General features: G+C 43.1%; 13 protein-coding genes. 8 read left to right on the forward strand and 5 right to left on the reverse strand.

What is annotated here, in order from left to right; all coding sequences use genetic code 11:
- Positions 1-32: 32 nt before the first annotated feature.
- Together P2W82_RS09450 and P2W82_RS09455 are read left to right on the forward strand one after the other, a co-directional pair.
- Entirely contained in the window at positions 33-596 is a 564-nt protein-coding gene (locus P2W82_RS09450; protein ID WP_336515630.1) for a DUF4230 domain-containing protein, read from the forward strand.
- Positions 596-1234, forward strand: a complete 639-nt coding sequence (locus P2W82_RS09455; RefSeq protein WP_336515631.1) for a DUF4230 domain-containing protein — start codon at positions 596-598, stop codon at positions 1232-1234. Before P2W82_RS09450 ends, P2W82_RS09455 begins: the two co-directional genes overlap by 1 nt.
- A gap of 709 nt (positions 1235-1943) precedes the next feature.
- On the opposite strand, the gene P2W82_RS09460 is transcribed toward P2W82_RS09455, so the two are convergent.
- The 5 genes from P2W82_RS09460 to P2W82_RS09480 form a co-directional block, all read right to left on the reverse strand.
- Positions 1944-2945 (reverse strand): bifunctional heptose 7-phosphate kinase/heptose 1-phosphate adenyltransferase, encoded by a 1002-nt coding sequence (locus P2W82_RS09460; protein ID WP_336515632.1) that lies wholly within the window; start codon positions 2943-2945, stop codon positions 1944-1946.
- 3 nt (positions 2946-2948) lie between these two features.
- Positions 2949-4379, reverse strand: a complete 1431-nt coding sequence (locus P2W82_RS09465) for an APC family permease (RefSeq protein ID WP_336515633.1) — start codon at positions 4377-4379, stop codon at positions 2949-2951.
- 87 nt (positions 4380-4466) lie between these two features.
- Positions 4467-5087 (reverse strand): OmpH/Skp family outer membrane protein, encoded by a 621-nt coding sequence (locus P2W82_RS09470; RefSeq protein ID WP_336515634.1) that lies wholly within the window; start codon positions 5085-5087, stop codon positions 4467-4469.
- A 137-nt stretch (positions 5088-5224) separates the two neighbouring features.
- Entirely contained in the window at positions 5225-9520 is a 4296-nt protein-coding gene (gene rpoC, locus P2W82_RS09475) for a DNA-directed RNA polymerase subunit beta' (RefSeq protein WP_336515635.1), read from the reverse strand.
- Positions 9521-10012: 492 nt separating this feature from the next.
- On the reverse strand, positions 10013-11581 hold the full coding sequence (locus tag P2W82_RS09480; protein WP_336515636.1) for a hypothetical protein: 1569 nt from the start codon (positions 11579-11581) through the stop codon (positions 10013-10015).
- A 206-nt stretch (positions 11582-11787) separates the two neighbouring features.
- Between P2W82_RS09480 and P2W82_RS09485 the strand changes: the two genes are divergently transcribed.
- From P2W82_RS09485 to ilvD, 6 genes are all read left to right on the forward strand, one after another.
- Positions 11788-12963 carry a 2-isopropylmalate synthase gene (locus tag P2W82_RS09485; RefSeq protein ID WP_336515637.1) on the forward strand — a complete coding sequence of 392 codons (1176 nt, stop codon included), beginning with the start codon at positions 11788-11790 and terminating at the stop codon, positions 12961-12963.
- A 105-nt stretch (positions 12964-13068) separates the two neighbouring features.
- Positions 13069-14469 carry a 3-isopropylmalate dehydratase large subunit gene (leuC, locus tag P2W82_RS09490; RefSeq protein ID WP_336515638.1) on the forward strand — a complete coding sequence of 467 codons (1401 nt, stop codon included), beginning with the start codon at positions 13069-13071 and terminating at the stop codon, positions 14467-14469.
- A 44-nt stretch (positions 14470-14513) separates the two neighbouring features.
- Positions 14514-15113, forward strand: coding sequence for a 3-isopropylmalate dehydratase small subunit (gene leuD / locus P2W82_RS09495; protein ID WP_336515639.1), 600 nt, complete (start codon positions 14514-14516; stop codon positions 15111-15113).
- 35 nt (positions 15114-15148) lie between these two features.
- Positions 15149-16264, forward strand: coding sequence for a 3-isopropylmalate dehydrogenase (leuB, locus tag P2W82_RS09500; RefSeq protein ID WP_336515640.1), 1116 nt, complete (start codon positions 15149-15151; stop codon positions 16262-16264).
- A 288-nt stretch (positions 16265-16552) separates the two neighbouring features.
- Positions 16553-17473, forward strand: a complete 921-nt coding sequence (locus P2W82_RS09505; protein WP_336515641.1) for a branched-chain amino acid transaminase — start codon at positions 16553-16555, stop codon at positions 17471-17473.
- Positions 17474-17538: 65 nt separating this feature from the next.
- Positions 17539-19278, forward strand: coding sequence for a dihydroxy-acid dehydratase (gene ilvD, locus P2W82_RS09510; RefSeq protein WP_336515642.1), 1740 nt, complete (start codon positions 17539-17541; stop codon positions 19276-19278).
- Positions 19279-19329: the final 51 nt, after the last annotated feature.

Genomic DNA, 19329 nt, shown 5'->3' on the forward strand with positions numbered 1-19329 from the left:
AATAGTTTGCTTCCTGTTTGTATCTTTCAACTATGAAGTATCTGATCTGGTTGCTTTTTTGCCCCTTTCTCCTATGTTGTGGAAAAAAACTCGACCGGGTGCAGGAAGTGCTGACGATACGGAACATGAATGACCTTGCCACTGTAGAATATGTCGTCACGAAAATTATCAAAACAAACGACAATAAAACCTGGTACAAGATCGGTGACAGAAAAATTCTCATGAGCTGCCAGGCTTCGATTAAAGCAGGCATTGATTTTTCTGCACTAAAACCCGAAAATATTACGATCAACGGCGATGAAATAAGCCTGCAATTACCGCCGGCGAAGATGATTTCATTAAGTATTCGCCCGGAAGATATCAGCGTTCAATACGAAGACGTTGGTGTGTTCAGGCAATCATTTTCACAGGCAGAGAAAGATCTTTTACTCAGTCAGGGAGAAGAACAAATAAAGTCGAGCATTGCATCACTCGGTGTGCTGAATACTGCCGAAACAAATGCGTCTGTTTTTCTCACTCAGTTTCTGAAAAAACTCGGTTACAAGAAAATTAATATCCGCTTTGGTGACAAAGCAATCACGCAACCTGTCGGCTGATGTTTAGAAGTATAAAAGCAATACTGATTATCATTGTTGTTGCAGCTGCTGGATTATTTCTTCTGCGAAAACTTGATTTTATTCCCTCCTGGAATCAGGTTTTTTCAGCAGCACCATTGGAGATTGATGAAACGCCTGTACTCATTAAAGAAGTCAGGGAACTGGCTTCATTGATAACAGTTACAGGATATGATGAAGTGGTTGTTGATAGTGTTCATGCAGATCCAAATCAGATTGCATTAAGAACACTCACTGGCGGACTGGCAGCGAATCCATTCGCACCCATGTTTGACAGGATTGTACTCGTTGCAAAAGGCCAGGTGATCTGCGGAACAGATTTAAAAAAGATGTCAGATTCAGCAATTCGTGTGTTTGATGACTCAGCGTCAGTTACTATTCCAAAAGCAGAGATTCTTGATATCATCATAAATCCCTCCGGTTTTGAAACCTTTATTGAAGAAGGAAACTGGTCGGACCAGGCAATAACAGCTGTAAAAATAAAGGCCCGTCAAAAAATGCGCGACCGCGCGATGCAGCAACAACTCCTTTCAAAAGCAAATACCCGCGCAATTTCGTTGATGACGAGCATGCTGCAAGCCTCCGGGTTCGAGAAAGTAACCATTAACGTTGAACGTTAAACGTTGAACATAGCACGTAGAACGTAAGAACCTGCGGAGGATACAAGTTGCTAATTAAAAACCAGTTACACTGGCGATGGCCAGCGTTTAACGTATAACGTTCAACTTTCTACCTATAAAGGCCATTTCGATAAACCCTCTATCTCCTTCGGCGTTTGACTTGCACATCAGTAAATACCCGATTATTTTTACATCATGAATCGTAAGTATACGAGGCAGACGGGAAAGCGGAAATTACGGTTACCAACACACGAAAGCTTCTCGCTAACAATATTAACTCGGATGGTTTTTAAGATTATTACCGGCTCACAAGGCCGGTTTTTCTTTACGTACAACGTTGAACATTAAACGTTAAACGTTAGAACTCGAGTACTTGAGAGTATACCGATCAGGCAAAAGTTATGAATTTCGGAGGCTTACGTTCAACGTTAAACGTTATACGTTTTACCCGCAAAGGTCATTTCGATAAAGCCTCTTCTCCCTTCGACGGCTGACTTGCACAATGGTAATTCTCCTACTATTTTTACATCATCAATCGTAAGTATACGAGGCGAACAGAAAAGCAGACATTACGGTTAACAACACACGAAAGCAACTCGCTCACAATATTAACTCGGATGGTTTTTAAGATTATTACCGGCTCACAAGGCCGGTTTTTCTTTACGTATAACGTTGAACGTTAAACGTTAAACGTTGAACGTTAAACGTTTTACATTTTTCCCAGGAGTCTCTCACATTCCGCCAATAGCTTGTCCTTCCTGATTGCAGCAGTTCCGACTTCTTCGCAAACGAGCCCTCCGGCGATATTGGCCATTTCCGCCATCAGTTTTTTATCTTTTGTTGCGGCGTATACAAGAGAGGCAACTGCAATCACCGTATCGCCGGCGCCACTGACATCAGCTATGCGACGCAGATGCGAAGGGATTATACCTGCAGAATCGCCCGACTGATAAAAAACACCTTTTTCTGAAAGAGTTATAAATGAAATGCGGTGTTGAAGTTTTTCATGAAGAGCTTCATGAATATTCCTTAGTGAATTTTCATCGACACGCTCATCAATCAGGTTTAACCCCTCTCTTACTTCTTTGAGATTGGGTTTGAATATGTCGACGCCTACATAACTGAAGAAATTCTTTCTTTTTGGATCAACACTGGTCGTTATATTTTTCACCTTGCATAATGCAATGATCTTATTGATCACGAGTTCTGTCAACACACCTTTATTATAATCCTCCATGATGATCACCTGCGGAGATTCCTGCGCGATATAGTTCTGAATTGCAAGAATCAAACGGTTTTCATCTTCGTACTCAAGGTCCTTTGTGATCTCATTATCAAGTCGCATCATTTGCTGGTTACGACTAATGATCCTGGTCTTGCTGGTGGTAACCCGCTTCTTACTCTTCAGTAAAAACGACGTATTGATACCACTTTCATCGTACATTTTTTTCAACTGCACTCCATCATCATCATCACCGGTAATAGAAATCATTGTCGTCTGCGCTCCTAACGCAGCAAGATTCAGCGCCACATTTCCCGCACCTCCCAAACGATAATCTTTATGATCAAGAGATACCACCGGCACAGGCGCTTCAGGAGAAATTCTTTCCACTTTTCCCCAGTAGTAAGTATCAAGCATTACATCTCCTACGACACCTACTTTTATCGATTCAAACTCAGAGAATAATTTTTCAAAGTCTGTTGAACTCATGTCTTAGGAAGTCGATTTTGATTTTCCTGTTGCGATATAGTACAACGGTATTCCAATCAGTGTAATGATCAATCCACCTGCTGCATACTTTGTTTTATATATGAGCAACAAAATACAGAATGCTGTTCCCATGATGATGTATAGTGCAGGTAAAATAGGATAGCCGAAGGCTTTATATGGCCTTTCAATATCAGGCCTTTTTCTCCTTAATATAAAAATGCCCGCTATTGTGAGTACATAAAATAATACCGCAACAAAGCTGATCATATCCAGCAGGTTGCCATATTCACCACTGAGACACAACGCAGAAGCGGCAACACATTGCGCCCACAATGCCCATTGGGGCACAGCATTCTGATTCAGCGTTCCCGCTTTTTTGAAGAATAAGCCATCTTTCGCCATTGTATAGTACACACGTGCACCTGCAAGAACAAGTCCGTTGATACATCCGAAAGTGGATATCATAATTAAAACCGCAACAATGATTGTTCCGCTCGATCCAAAAATTTCAATCGCTGCGGAGATTGCAAGGCGATCTGCTTTGGGATAAGCAATGCCCTGCAAAGGCAGTACATACAGATACATAAGATTTGTAGTAACATAAAGAAATGTTACGATCAGTGTACCCAGGAATAAAGCCAGCCCGATATTACGTTTCGGATTCTTTATTTCACCGGCTATGAATGTTACATTGTTCCATGCGTCACTGCTGAATATTGATCCCGTCATTGCAGAGGCAATTGCTCCGACAAGAGCTACTCCACCAATATCGGTCCATCCGATCGGCTCCTTCCCCGCTTTATCTACACCAAGGTCCTGCATTGCTGTCCATGCATTTTGCCAGTTGGCTGCCCAGAAATTATTCTTCACCAACAGAAAACCGAACAACATCAATCCAAATAATGCAATCAATTTTGATGCTGTGAATGTTGTTTGAATAATCTTGCCTTCTTTGATACCTCTGGTATTCACCCAGGTAAGCAGGATAACAATCAGTATACAAGTTACCTGGGCTGCACTGATCTTAATAAATCCGAAATCAGCCAGTATATTGGATTCGCCTACGGCAGGAAATATATAAGCTGAAAACCTTGCAAAAGCAACACCTACGGCTGCAATAGTCGCCGTTTGAATAACAGCGAAAAAGCTCCACCCAAACAGGAAAGCCATCAACCGGTTATAAGATTCTTTAAGATATACATACTGACCGCCAGCTTTCGGAAACATACCACTGAGCTCACCATAACTCATGGCGGCAGATACCGTCATGAAACCCGTGATCAGCCAGACAAAAATCAACCAGCCTGCACTTCCCACGTTCCGGGTAATATCTGCACTTACGATAAATATACCCGATCCGATCATTGACCCTGCAACGATCATCGTTGCATCAACCAATCCGAGCGTAGGTTTGAACTGCTTGTTTTCTTCCATATAAAAAGCGAAGGTTTTGGCTTGTTGATATAAAAAATCCCGGAAACTTTAATTCCGGGATCCCAATTTATGAAAATCTTTGAGAGATTATTTTTTCACTTTGGTTTTATTATGCTCTTCATTTAAACCTGCAACAACCTCATTAGTGATGTTATAGGTAGTGTCCTTATAAAAAAGCATGTTGATGGTGCTGCTGTAAGAAAAGATATAGGAATACTCCTGTGTTTTGTTATAAATAGCAAGAAAATCATTGATTTTCTTTTTCAACTCCTCCATCGTTTTTACACCTTCCTGCTGGATATTATTCTCCATGCTGCGCTTCTGATTTTCCAGATTTTCCATTTTACGGGTGTACTCACGCTGGAAATTTTCAGCTTCTATCTGAGTGATGGCATTACCTCTTTGTACAAAACTGATACGCTCATTTTCTATTTTCTGAAAGGCGCCATTCAACTCTCGGTCAGCACGATCCTTCTTCTTTTCAAACTCATCCATTTTCTCCTTGTAATACACATAGTTCTCCTGGATCGAATCGAGGTCAACGTATGCGATTTTGAGCGGTTTTACTACTACGTTACCAGCAGAATCTTTTGTTGTAACAGTTGATGCAGAAGGAACGGCCGTTTTCGATTTTCCAAAATGCAGAAAATACAAAATAGCTACGGCTATAATCAGAACAATGTTGAGCGGAAGTAAAATTTGCTTCATGAAAGCTTTTTTGCAAGATAGACAGGATAAAAACTAATCGGGGAACCTGTGATTGTTTTTAGTAAAGCGTTAACAGCCAAAGGTTGAAATGAAAAGAGAGCAGAACTGATGTCCTGCTCTCCTGTAATATTTAAAGATTACTCTTCTTCATCGAAACTCATCACTTCACGTGTAGTCTGCAGCAATTCGTATTCTTCTTTGCTGCCTACGATCATGTTTTCAAACTCCCTCAAGCCTGTACCGGCAGGGATATGATGACCAGTGATTACGTTTTCTTTCAGACCAAGCATTTCATCACATTTACCCTGGATGGCAGCTGAAGACAACACTTTGGTTGTTTCCTGGAATGATGCTGCTGAAATCCAGCTCTGTGTACCCAGAGATGCTTTGGTGATACCGAGCAATACTGGTCTTGATGTAGCCGGATTCGCATCGCGGAATTCAACCAGTTTTTTGTCAGATCGACGAAGGATGGAATTCTCCTCGCGTACTTCACGCAGGCTAACGATTTGTCCGGCTTTGAGTTTTCCTGATTCTCCAGGTTCAGTAACCACTTTCTTATCAAAGATCCAGTCGTTCTCCTGGTTAAAGTCGTAGCGATCTTCCAGATCTTCTTCGAGGAAACGGGTATCACCCGGATCAACGATTTCCACTTTCTTCATCATCTGCCTTACGATCACTTCGATGTGCTTATCATTCAGACGTACACCCTGTAAGCGGTATACTTCCTGAATTTCATTCACCACATATTCCTGTACTGCAAATGGGCCTTTGATAGAAAGAATATCACTTGGAGCAATCTGTCCGTCAGATAATGGTGTACCTGCTTTAATAAAGTCACCATCCTGTGCAAGAATCTGTCGTGTCAACGGTACAAGGTATTTTTTAATAACACCATCTTTCGCTTCCACAACGATCTCACGGTTACCTCTTTTTATAGAACCGAAAGTAATTACACCATCGATTTCAGAAACAACCGCTGGGTTACCCGGATTACGTGCTTCAAACAATTCGGTTACACGTGGCAGACCACCCGTGATGTCGCGGAGTTTACCTAACACCCTCGGGATCTTCACGAGTACCTTACCAGCTTTCACTTCATCACCTTCTTCGATCACGATATGCGATCCAACCGGAAGGTTATATGATTTCTGCTCGTTTATACCAGCAATAATCAATGAAGGAATCTTGGTTTTATCTTTTGTATCAATAACTACTTTCTCCCTGTGGCCTGTCTGCTCATCAGCTTCTTCACGGAAAGTAACACCTTCGATAACATTGTCAAAACGTGCAGCTCCGCTGATCTCAGCAAGGATTACGTTGTTGAACGGATCCCATGTACAGATCACATCGCCTTTGGCTACTTTCTGACCTTCTTTCACCTGCAGTGTTGAGCCGTAAGGAACGTTGTTGGTAATGAGGAGACGATCATTTTTCAGATCCATGATCCTCATCTCACCGGTACGACCGATTACGATATCAACTTCTTTGCCGTCGTTATTGAAAGCTTTTACTGTACGCAATCCATCGAACTGAACGGTACCATCGAATTTTGCATTCAGGTGAGATTCAACGGAAGCGGATCCGGCAACACCACCCACGTGGAAGGTACGAAGAGTCAGCTGCGTACCAGGTTCACCGATTGACTGTGCAGCGATGATACCAACAGCATCACCACGTTGAGTCATCGCACCGGTAGCAAGGTTCAGACCGTAACATTTCACACACACACCGCGTTTACTTTCGCAAGTCAGCACCGAACGGATATCAACTGTTTCCAGTCCGCTGTTTTCAATTTTCTGTGCGATGTCTTCATCGATGAGCTGACCTGCAGAAGCAAGCAGTTCATCAGTCTGAGGATCGAACACATCATGCAATGATGTACGTCCAAGTATCCTGTCGTATAATGGCTCAACGATATCCTCATTATCTTTCAATGCTCCGATATCAATACCACGGAGTGTTCCGCAATCTTCTTCTGTAATTACCACATCCTGTGATACGTCAACGAGACGACGAGTCAGGTAACCGGCATCAGCTGTTTTCAACGCTGTATCCGCAAGACCTTTACGCGCACCGTGCGTAGAGATGAAGTATTCCAATACACTCAGACCATCTTTAAAGTTAGAGAGGATCGGGTTCTCGATGATCTCAGAACCTGTCGAACCGCTCTTTCTGGGTTTCGCCATCAGACCGCGGAGACCAGCCAGCTGTTTTACCTGCTGCTTACTACCACGCGCACCCGAATCAAGCATCATGTACACAGAGTTAAAGCCCTGTTTATCTGTCGCCATTGAACGGATCAATGTTTCAGTTACTTTGGTATCTACACGGCTCCAGATGTCGATGATCTGGTTATAACGTTCGTTGTTGGTGATCAGACCCATGTTATAGTTATCCCAAACTTCCTGTACTTCACCGGAAGCCTGATCGATCATATCCTGTTTCAGTTCAGGGATAACAAGGTCTTCGATATTAAATGACAGTCCACCACGGAACGCCATACGGAATCCAAGTTCCTTGATATTATCAAGGAATCTTGCGGTTGTCGGAACATCAGTGATTTTGATGATGTCGCCGATGATTTCACGCAGGTTCTTTTTGGTGAGCAATGCATTTACAAAACCTACAGCAGCCGGTACCCATTGGTTGAAGATGACACGACCTACAGTGGTTTCGATTAACTTATGTTCAATAACATCTTTATCATTCCTGATATTGGTTTTCACCTTGATGAAAGCGTGCAAGTCGACACGACCTTCATTGTAAGCGATGATCACCTCTTCTGTTGAGTAGAAGCGCATGCCTTCGCCGCGAACTACTTCTGTATCAGTATTTCTCTTTCCTTTTGAAATGTAGTACAGACCGAGTACCATGTCCTGTGACGGCAGGGTGATCGGCGTACCATTCTGCGGGTTAAGAATGTTGTGTGATGCAAGCATCAGCAACTGTGCCTCAACGATTGCAGCGTGGCTCAGTGGTACGTGTACCGCCATCTGGTCACCATCAAAGTCAGCGTTGAATGAAGAACACACCAACGGGTGCAGCTGGATCGCTTTACCTTCCACCAGTTTTGGCTGGAACGCCTGGATTGACAGGCGGTGCAGCGTTGGCGCACGGTTAAGCAATACCGGGTGACCTCGGAGAATATTTTCAAGTATATCCCAAACCACGGCTTCTTTGCGGTCAACCAGTTTACGCGCAGATTTCACCGTTTTTACGATGCCTCTTTCAATCAGTTTACGGATGATGAATGGTTTGAACAATTCAGCAGCCATATCTTTCGGAAGACCGCACTCATGGAGTTTCAGTTCAGGACCTACCACGATTACAGAACGACCAGAATAGTCAACACGTTTACCCAACAGGTTCTGACGGAAACGTCCCTGTTTTCCTTTCAACACATCACTCAGTGATTTCAGTGCACGTCCACCTTCTGCTTTTACAGCATTTGATTTACGACTGTTATCAAAGAGTGAATCAATAGCTTCCTGCAACATCCTTTTCTCGTTACGAAGAATCACCTCAGGAGCTTTAATTTCCAGAAGGCGTTTCAGACGGTTGTTACGGATGATTACGCGACGATACAGATCATTCAGATCCGAAGAAGCGAAACGACCACCATCGAGAGGAACGAGTGGGCGAAGTTCCGGTGGAATCACCGGGATATATTGCATCACCATCCATTCAGGGCGGTTAACAATTCTTGAGTTCGCATCGCGGAATGATTCCACAACACTCAGACGTTTCAATGCATCAGCTTTACGTTGCTGAGATGTTTCAGTAGCAGCTGCGTTACGCAAAGAGAAGCTCAACCCGTCAAGGTCAATTCTTCCAAGCATATCATGCACAGCTTCTGCACCCATTTTCGCGATGAATTTATTTGGATCTTCATCGGGCAGGTACTGGTTATCTTTTGGTAAACCGTCAAGGATGTCCAGGTATTCTTCTTCCGTGAGAAGATCACCGGGATTCTGTCCTTTGTCAACACGGATACCTGGCTGAATCACCACGTATCTTTCATAATATATGATTGACTCCAGCTTTTTAGAGCTTACGCCGAGGAGATAACCGATTTTATTCGGCAGACTTTTGAAATACCAGATGTGAACTACAGGCACCACAAGTTTGATGTGGCCCATACGTTCGCGACGTACTTTTTTCTCAGTCACTTCAACACCACAGCGGTCGCACACGATGCCTTTATAGCGGATTCTTTTATACTTACCACAGGCACACTCATAGTCTTTCACCGGACCAAAAATCCTTTCGCAGAAAAGTCCATCACGCTCCGGTTTGTATGTGCGGTAGTTGATGGTTTCTGGTTTAAGAACTTCACCAAAAGACCTTTCCAGGATGGAATCAGGTGAGGCTAGACTGATAGTAATTTTGGAGAAACTGGCTTTGGGGCGGTTTTCTTTTTTAATTGCCATAGTACGATACAAAGTTTTTGTAAACCGTTAACTTAACACAAAACAAACCCTGCTTTCGGTAGACCGAATGCAAACATTGATTTTCAATAATTTACAAAATCGCGTTTAAGGAAAATGCCGGCATGCCTGAATTAAGGAGGGCAAAGTTAATGATTGTGCTTCAATTGGCAATATTTTTTCAGGCAGGAGCAGGGAGGCAGAAGGCTGGAGTGGTTTAAAGCGAATGTTAAAATTTCAGTTGTCGGTTGTCACTTGTCAGTTGGTGATTGTGATAGAGTTCAGAGCTTCGTTTTCCGATTGACCGTTCAGTTCATTTCCAGCCTGCCTGAAGTCGGAAGGATTTCAGTATTTTCCTCCTTCCAGTATACAGTATCATCGATTTTTCCTCATTTGTGTTTTCCGTTTTCAGGTATGGCACTTTCCCAGTATCGGTTATTCTGTATTCTGTTTCTGACTTTTGCCTGTCTGTAACTATCTCAACCGCTGCCTGTATCAATCTGCTGCCTGTTGCCTGCTGCCGGTAGCTCTCGCCAGGTATTTCGCCCTGATCACATCCTGCACCGGCAGATTCTGAATATGACTTTCCAGCCAGGATATGATATCGAGGTACATAAAGGAGCGGCTCTCCAGCGGGTTGCCCTCGTATTTTTTCAGTTTATCGCGCAGGACTTTAAAAGCCGACCGGATCTGGTGAGGATTGAGATGGAAAGATTTGCGGATAAAGCTGAATATTTCTTTTTCCACGACACTCAGGTTCTCCATTTTGGACATGAACCGGTAGACTGACTTGATAAGGTATTCCAGGATATCAAAGTTGCCAAGTTCGTAATGGGCGATCAGGTGGAGCAGTCTTGCATAACACTGCAAATCGGCCCTTAGATCGACTTTCCAATTGATGATGCGATTGAGATAATCGATCGTCTTATCATTATTACCGCTTCCAAAATAGAGACAGGCGATTTTATAATAAAAGATCAGGACGCGGTGACGATCCAGCTGCAATGCGTATTCTTCCAGCTTCTCTTCGATGTAAGGAACCAGTTTCAACCCCTGCGTAAAGGTGCCATCCATGAAATGACGGTTGATCTTTGCGGTATACAGGTACACAAAACTCTGAACCCTGTTGTTGTCGTTATTATTGGCTTCTTTGGATCGATAAAAATGCTCAAAGTCGTTAATTGTACAGGCAAACTTCTCACCATTACTGAGCATAAAATGAGCGTTCATGAGGTTGTGCATGCCTTTAATGTATTGCTGGGTTTCGATCTTCACCATGAAACGCTCTTTTTCAAAAAGATCGACCCAGCGCTGGCAGTACCTGTAATACATTAATAGGTCCTGCAGGATGAATGCATACCAAGCATAACTCTGGTACAGGAAGAGCTTCTCATAAAAACCCGTAGCCTGGGCAGCGTTTTTTGGCAGATTTCTCTCAAAAAAACCTTTCACCAGCATCTCATCTTTTTCATTCCGGGCGTGTCCGAGGCGTATGTACAGTCCATACATCCGGAGGGATAGATTACTGAGTTTGCCCATCATAACAAGGCGTTCATTCAGGTCATCCACCTCTTTTGACAATTGCTCTGCCCTGTTTTCAAGACTTCGGGTGATATGAAGCGATTCAATCTTCTTTTCAAAAAAAAGCGCCTGCAGCCAGAATGTGATCTGGTTATTGGCCTTCGACAGATCTTTAATCTTAGCCAGTACCTTAAGCGCCTGCGTATATAAACCTTTATTATATAATATCCTGGCGTGGTCCAGTTGCTCGTGCAATTGGATATCGATATTGATCTCATCGCGCATCACGCGAAGACTTGCAAGAATCTGCTTATACAGGTGAGCCTTCAGGTTAGACAGCTGCGATTTACGTATCCCTTTGTTTCTCTTTAACAAAATCTCTTCATCAAACACCTCCATCTTATCCATCGCATCGAATAACTGAATGATTTTCAGGTCATCGGTTGCGGCATTGCGCTTCACATAAAGCTTGAAATTCCGTTTTTCCGCCTTTTCCAGCGTTTTAACCAATTGAAACAACTCATCTGAACTGAGGTTGGGCATCGTAGTCGGCTTTCCTTGTAATCCTTATCTGTAGCGGGTTTCAGACCAAAACCCCCTTTTTGCATAGTGTAAATTACGACCCAATTTGAGTATATCCGTAAAATTAAGGTCGATACATTCGTAGACTGGCATAACCGCCAGGCTCCTCCCTGACCAGGAAGAGTACAAATTTAACGGAGTAATATCCAACAACTTAAATTCAGCTTATGCCATCAAACAAGATTTACATTTTTGATACCACCCTCAGGGATGGCGAACAGGTTCCCGGTTGCAAGCTCAACACAAAAGAAAAAATTGAGATAGCACTTGCGTTGGAAGAACTTGGGGTGGATATCATAGAAGCCGGGTTCCCGATTTCGAGCCCTGGTGATTTTGAATCCGTAACAGAGATTTCCAAGGTTATAAAGAACGCTACCGTTTGCGGACTCAGCCGTGCGGTGGAAAAAGATATTGAAACGGCAGCTGCGGCTCTCCGTTATGCAAAGTATCCACGTATTCACACCGGAATAGGAACTTCCGATTTTCACATCAAAGCAAAATTCAACAGTACCCGTGAAGAAATTCTGAAGCGAGCAGTTCAGGCAGTCAAATGGGCAAGAAATTTCACAGACAATGTGGAGTTTTATGCGGAAGATGCAGGTCGTACTGAAAATGAATACCTTGCACGTGTAGTCGAGGCCGTTATTGCTGCTGGTGCTACAACAGTTAATATCCCCGATACCACCGGGTATTGCCTACCCCATCAATACGGCGAAAAAATCGCTTACCTGATCAATAATGTTCCGAATGTGGATAAAGCAGTACTCTCCTGTCATTGTCATAACGATCTTGGTATGGCAACAGCAAATTCTATATCTGGTGTGATCGCAGGTGCAAGGCAGATTGAGTGTACGATCAACGGACTTGGCGAAAGAGCCGGTAACACTTCGCTGGAAGAAGTGGTGATGGTGATCAAACAACACCAGTGCCTGGATCTGCATACAGATATCCGTGCAGAACAGTTGAACCCGATCAGTCAACTGGTGGCAGATGTTATGCGCATGCCTGTTCAACCAAACAAGGCAATTGTAGGTGCAAATGCATTCTCGCATTCTTCAGGAATTCACCAGGATGGATTTTTGAAAGACTCTCAGACATATGAAATTATTCGTCCGGAAGAAGTAGGTGCCGAGACTTCAAAAATAGTACTAACGGCAAGGAGTGGCCGATCCGCTCTTGCTTACCGCTTTCGTAAGCTCGGTTTTGAATTCAACAGAAATGATATTGATGTTTTGTACGAGCAGTTTCTCCAGGTAGCAGATGCGAAAAAAGAAGTGCAGGATACCGACCTGATTGAAATGGCCGCAAAATATCAGCCTGAAGTTGCAGCAGCAATTTCCTGATCTTAGTTTTTCTCATGTTTGAACGTGGGCTCTGACAGCCGTGGCTTCACCGCCACGTTTTTTTAAAAACCATCCCGATTAAAAACCGGGGCAGAATCATATACAATGGGCAAGTCATTAGTTGAAAAAATCTGGGACGCACATGTGGTAAAAACCATCGATGGGGGGCCATCGGTTTTGTACATTGACAGACATTTTATTCATGAAGTGACTTCACCCCAGGCATTTGCCGGTCTTCGGAAAAGAGGTTTGCCCGTTTTTCGGCCGAAACAAATCGTCGCCACAGCAGATCATAACGTGCCCACAATTCTGCAGCATCTTCCGATTAAAGAAGAACTTTCGCGTCAGCAGGTAGACAAGCTCGTTAGCAACTGCAAGGAATTCGGAATTGAATTGTATGGACTTGGTCATCCTTACCAGGGCATTGTTCATGTGATCGGACCAGAACTCGGAGTTACACAACCAGGAATGACGATCGTGTGTGGTGACAGTCACACATCAACTCATGGCGCTTTCGGAACAATCGCATTCGGTATCGGAACTAGCGAAGTTGAAATGGTAATGGCGACACAATGTGTTTTGCAGTCGAAGCCAAAATTAATGCGTATTAATGTTGATGGCGAACTCAATCCGGGAGTATTATCAAAAGACATCATCCTGTACATCATCTCAAAATTATCTGCGAGCGGAGCTACAGGATATTTTGTTGAATATGCAGGTTCCACTATCCGCGGCCTTACGATGGAGGCCCGTATGACCATCTGTAATATGAGTATTGAGATGGGCGCACGGGGAGGCCTGATTGCTCCGGATGAGGTAACATTTAAATATCTCGAAGGACGTGAGTTCTCTCCGAAAGGAAAAGACTGGGATGCGGCGGTCGCAAAATGGAAAGAATTGTATTCTGATCAGGACGCAAAATTCGACTCGGAAATAAATATAAAAGCGGAAGACATTCAACCAATGATTACCTACGGAACGAATCCGGGAATGGGCATCGGTGTTGATCAGTCAATTCCTGCAGAACAGGAAATCACTGAAAAAGAAAAAGCAGGATTTCTGAAATCCCTGCAATATATGGGATTGCAGGCAGGTCAGCCAATCAAAGGACAGAAAGTGGATTATGTGTTTATCGGAAGCTGCACTAATTCAAGAATTGAAGATTTGCGTTTGGTTGCCGGTTTTGTAAGAGGCAAAAAGAAAGCAAGCAATGTAGAAGTATGGGTTGTACCCGGAAGCAAACAGGTAGAGAAAGCAGCCCAGGAAGAAGGCATCGATAAAATATTTGAAGAGGCAGGATTTCAGTTAAGACAGCCAGGTTGTTCTGCCTGTCTTGGTATGAACGAAGACAAAATTCCTGCAGGAAAATACTGCATCAGTACCAGCAACCGCAATTTCGAAGGCCGCCAGGGACCGAATGCAAGAACACTTCTCGCCAGTCCTTTGACCGCAGCACTAGCAGCGATCACGGGGAAAGTGGAGGATGTGAGGGAGTACTTTAATTAAACCAGGGTTCCACGTTCAACCTTGAACGTTTAACGTATTACAAAATGAAGCACATAAAATCCACCGCGGTTCCCATCAATATCGAAAACATCGATACCGACCAGATCATTCCTGCGCGTTTTTTAAAGGCGACAAGCAGGGAAGGTTTCGGGAAAAATCTTTTTCGTGACTGGCGTTTTGAAAATGACGATGAAGCGCAGCCGAAAAAAGATTTTCCTCTGAATGACTCAAAATGGAAAGGAAGAATTCTTGTAGGCGCGAAAAATTTTGGTTGCGGATCCAGCAGGGAACATGCGGCATGGGCGATCAAAGATTATGGATTTGATGTTGTTATCAGCAGCTTCTTTGCTGATATTTTCAAGAACAACGCGTTGAATAATTTCCTTCTTCCCGTACAGGTATCTGATGATTTTTTACAAAAGATTTTCGACGCAATCGAAACAGATCCGAATACTGAAATCGAAGTCAACCTGGAGCATCAGACCATCGGAATTCCTACCATTGGCATCGAAGAAAAATTTGATATCAACAGTTATAAAAAAACCTGCCTGATCAACGGATATGACGACATCGATTTTCTTTTAAGTATCCGCAACGATATTGAAGGATTTGAAAATAAAAGAAAAGCAGTTGGTGCTGCTTAAAATACAAAACTCAACGAAGCTCAAAGCATTTTAAAATGAATAAAAATATTGCTGTCATACTTGGTGATGGAATCGGCCCGGAAGTCACGATGCAATCCGTAAGAATACTTGATGCCATTGCTGAACAATATGGCCATCAGTTCAACTATGGTTATGGTTTGATGGGAGCTGATGCCATCGATAAAACCGGGAACCCTTTGCCGGATGATACCATCGATCTTTGCAAAAGAAGCAATGCAATTTTATTTGGAGCGATTGGCCATCCCCGTTATGATAATGACCCGACTGCAAAAGTAAGACCAGAACAAGGTTTGCTCCGACTCCGCAAATCACTTGAACTGTTTGCGAATATCCGACCTATCAATACATACCTGGCCCTTCAACACCTCTCTCCCCTGAAAGCTCAACAACTGGAAAGTGTTGACTTTATCATCTTCCGTGAACTGACCGGTGGAATTTATTTCGGTCAGAAAGAAATCAATGCCGAAAAAACATTGGCTTCTGATCTCTGTGTTTACAGCCGCGAAGAAATCCAGCGCGTCAGTCATCTCGCGTTCCAGTACGCCATGATGCGCAGAAAAAAATTATTGCTGGTGGATAAAGCCAACGTACTTGAAACATCCAGGCTATGGCGCGCTGTAGTCCAGGAAATTGCCACGCAGTATCCTGAAGTACAAACAGAATATATGTTTGTTGACAATGCAGCAATGCAAATCATTCTTAATCCGAAACAATTTGATATTGTTCTTACCGAAAACATGTTTGGCGATATCCTCAGTGATGAAGCCAGCGTGTTGAGCGGTTCATTGGGTCTGCTCCCATCCGCTTCAATAGGAACACATACTGCCTTGTTTGAACCGATTCATGGTTCATACCCACAGGCAGCAGGAAAAGATATTGCCAATCCGATTGGATCGGTTCTTTCCGCAGCGATGATGCTCGATTACTTCGGCATGCAGACCGAGGCAAATCATGTACGCGATGCCGTTACCTGGACACTTCAGAATGGGTTTGTGACAAAAGATATCGATCCGGTTAATTTTTACTTCACATCAACGATCGGAGAACTGATCTGTGATTATATCGGAAATAAAATTCCAGGAGTAGTGAATAAGGCGAATATAGAGCTGAGGAAATCGACGATAATTTAGAAGTTAAACGTTGAACGTGTAACGTATAACGTTCAACCTGACAGCAATTTTTTTTCGAAGTTCTTTGTTTTTACATCAGGTGGGTGTATATTCGTTTTTCACGATCTCATTATGCAACCTGGTAATAATATCACTGTGCTGAACAAACTAACCGCAATTATTATTGTGGTGGTGGTGATTATTATTCCGGTCTCGCTGGGAGGTGGTGTTTAATACGATAACAAAATCAAAAAATACAAACCCGCCTCCCTCAGGCGGGTTTTTTTATTGCCTGAAAAACGGTGAGCTATGGAATATTATAATGAACATACCATCCTGTATCACAACGGGAAACTGGTAAAAGCAGCGGAAGCAAAAATCGACTTATACAGTCAGTCGATGCATTATGGCTATGGCGTATTTGAAGGAATACGTTCATACCGTACATCAAAGGGAGAGACAAAGATTTTTAAAGCCGGAGAACACTATGAGCGATTGAAACAATCAGCTCTTGCAGTTAACCTTCCTTATGAATTTTCTTCCGAAGAACTTATATCAGCAACATATGATGTGCTTGCTGCAAACAAATTCCAGGATGCTTATATCAGACCTATCGTATACGCGCCAGCCAATATGAGCTTCGTAAAGAACACTGTATCTTTTATAGCTATTGAGGTTTGGGAAATGCAACCCTTTCTGGGAGAAAAACTGCTGAAAGTGATGACATCTTCCTTCCAGCGACCAAATCCCAAAGGATTTAAGATTCATGCAAAAGCAACTGGCCACTATGTAAACTCACTGCTCGCAAGCCAGGAAGCAAAAGCTAACGGCTACGATGAAGCGCTTTTGCTGGATATGAATGATTTCCTCGCAGAAGCCCCGGGAGCTAACCTGTTTTTTGAAAAAGATGGAGAACTGTTTACACCAGCAACCGGAAATATTCTTCCTGGAATCACAAGAGCCACAGTAATCGATCTCTGTAATGAATTACAGATACCGGTAACAGAAAAACAATGCAAGCCGGGTGAATTAAAATCGGCGGACACTGCATTTTTCTGCGGTACTGCTGCGGAAGTTGTAGGATTCAGGTCAATCGACGACTATCATTTCCCTATGGAATGGCAGGAATCAAAAAGTGCATTGATTCAAAGAGCATATCAGCATAAAGTAAAAGAAGATCATGTTTCATTTGAAGCTCTGAAAGAAGATGCTTTTACGTTGAACGTATAACTTAAAACGTAGAACGGTAAACGACGAACGAATAACGAACAACGAAAAACGAACAACGAACAGGTATGGCAGAACTAAACAAATACAGTAAGACAATCACGCAGGATCCCACTCAGCCCGCTGCGCAGGCAATGTTGTACGGAATCGGATTGACAGAGGAAGATCTGAAAAAAGCACAGGTAGGTGTGGTGAGTATGGGATACGACGGTAATACCTGCAACATGCATCTCAATGATCTTGCTGCTGACATCAAAAAAAGCGTTTGGAGCAATGATCTTGTTGGATTGATCTTTCACACAATCGGAGTGAGTGATGGTATATCAAACGGAACAGACGGGATGAGGTATTCGCTCGTGAGCCGCGATATCATCGCCGATTCTATCGAGACGGTTTGCGGTGCTCAATACTATGATGCATTGATTGCTGTTCCGGGCTGTGATAAAAATATGCCGGGTTCTGTAATGGCTATGGGACGTTTGAATCGTCCTGCTATTATGGTGTATGGCGGTACAATTGCTCCTGGTCATTATAAGGGACAGGATTTGAATATCATCTCTTCTTTCGAAGCATTGGGACAAAAAATTGCAGGTAACCTGAACGATGCAGATTTCAAAGGCATAGTAATGAATTCCTGTCCTGGTCCCGGTGCATGTGGTGGTATGTACACTGCCAATACCATGGCTTCTGCTATTGAAGCAATGGGAATGAGCCTCCCCTATTCTTCTTCAAATCCTGCCTTGAGTAAAGAAAAACGTGATGAATGTGAAGCTGCAGGAAAAGCGATCAGACTTTTACTCGAAAAAGATATCAAACCAAAAGATATCATGACGCGTAAAGCATTTGAAAATGCATTCACGATAGTGATGGCTTTGGGCGGTTCAACAAACGCAGTATTGCATTTGATTGCAATCGCAAAAAGTGTTGACCTCGAATGGACACAGGATGATGTACAGGCGATCAGTGATAAAGTTCCTTTCATCGCAGATCTTAAACCAAGTGGTAAATACCTGATGGAAGATCTGCATAAAGTTGGAGGCGTTCCGGCGGTAATGAAATACTTACTTGCAAAAGGATATCTCCATGGTGATTGTTTAACTGTTACAGGTAAAACAATTGCAGAGAACCTCGAATCAGTTCCGGAGCTGAATTTCGAAATACAGAAAATAATTTTTCCTGTAGAAGATGCCATCAAACCGACAGGTCATCTGCAGATCCTTTATGGCAATTTATCCGCTGGTGGAAGTGTTGCGAAAATCACTGGAAAAGAAGGAGAAAATTTCACAGGACCTGCACGTGTATTTGATGGTGAAAAAGAATTAATCGCTGGTATAAGCAGCGGTCGTGTGAAACACGGCGATGTAGTGGTGATCCGATATGTTGGTCCGAAAGGAGCACCGGGGATGCCTGAGATGCTGAAGCCAACATCTGCAATTATTGGAGCAGGTTTAGGAAAATCAGTTGCATTGATCACAGATGGAAGATTCAGCGGAGGAACGCATGGATTTGTGGTAGGCCATATCACCCCGGAAGCTTTCGACGGTGGACTAATAGCATTGGTCCAGGATGATGACGTGATTGAAATCGATGCAGTATCCCGTGTCATGACTTTAAAGGTCAGTGAAGAAGAGATCAGGAAGCGCCGCGCAAAATGGCAGCAGCCCGAGCTCAAAGTGAAAAAAGGAGTTCTGTATAAATACGCATTATCGGTTACTACGGCAGCAGAAGGATGTATTACTGATGCGCCTCCAGTGGAAACAAAAAAATCAAAATCTGGATCTGAAAAAATAATGGCTTTGGAAAACTGAAAATTTTCGGTTTTACCTCTTCGTTAGTGATCAATATTTATAATCAGGAAA

The sequence above is a fragment of the Pollutibacter soli genome, assembly GCA_029269725.1.
In the GTDB taxonomy this organism is placed as follows: domain Bacteria; phylum Bacteroidota; class Bacteroidia; order Chitinophagales; family Chitinophagaceae; genus Pollutibacter; species Pollutibacter soli.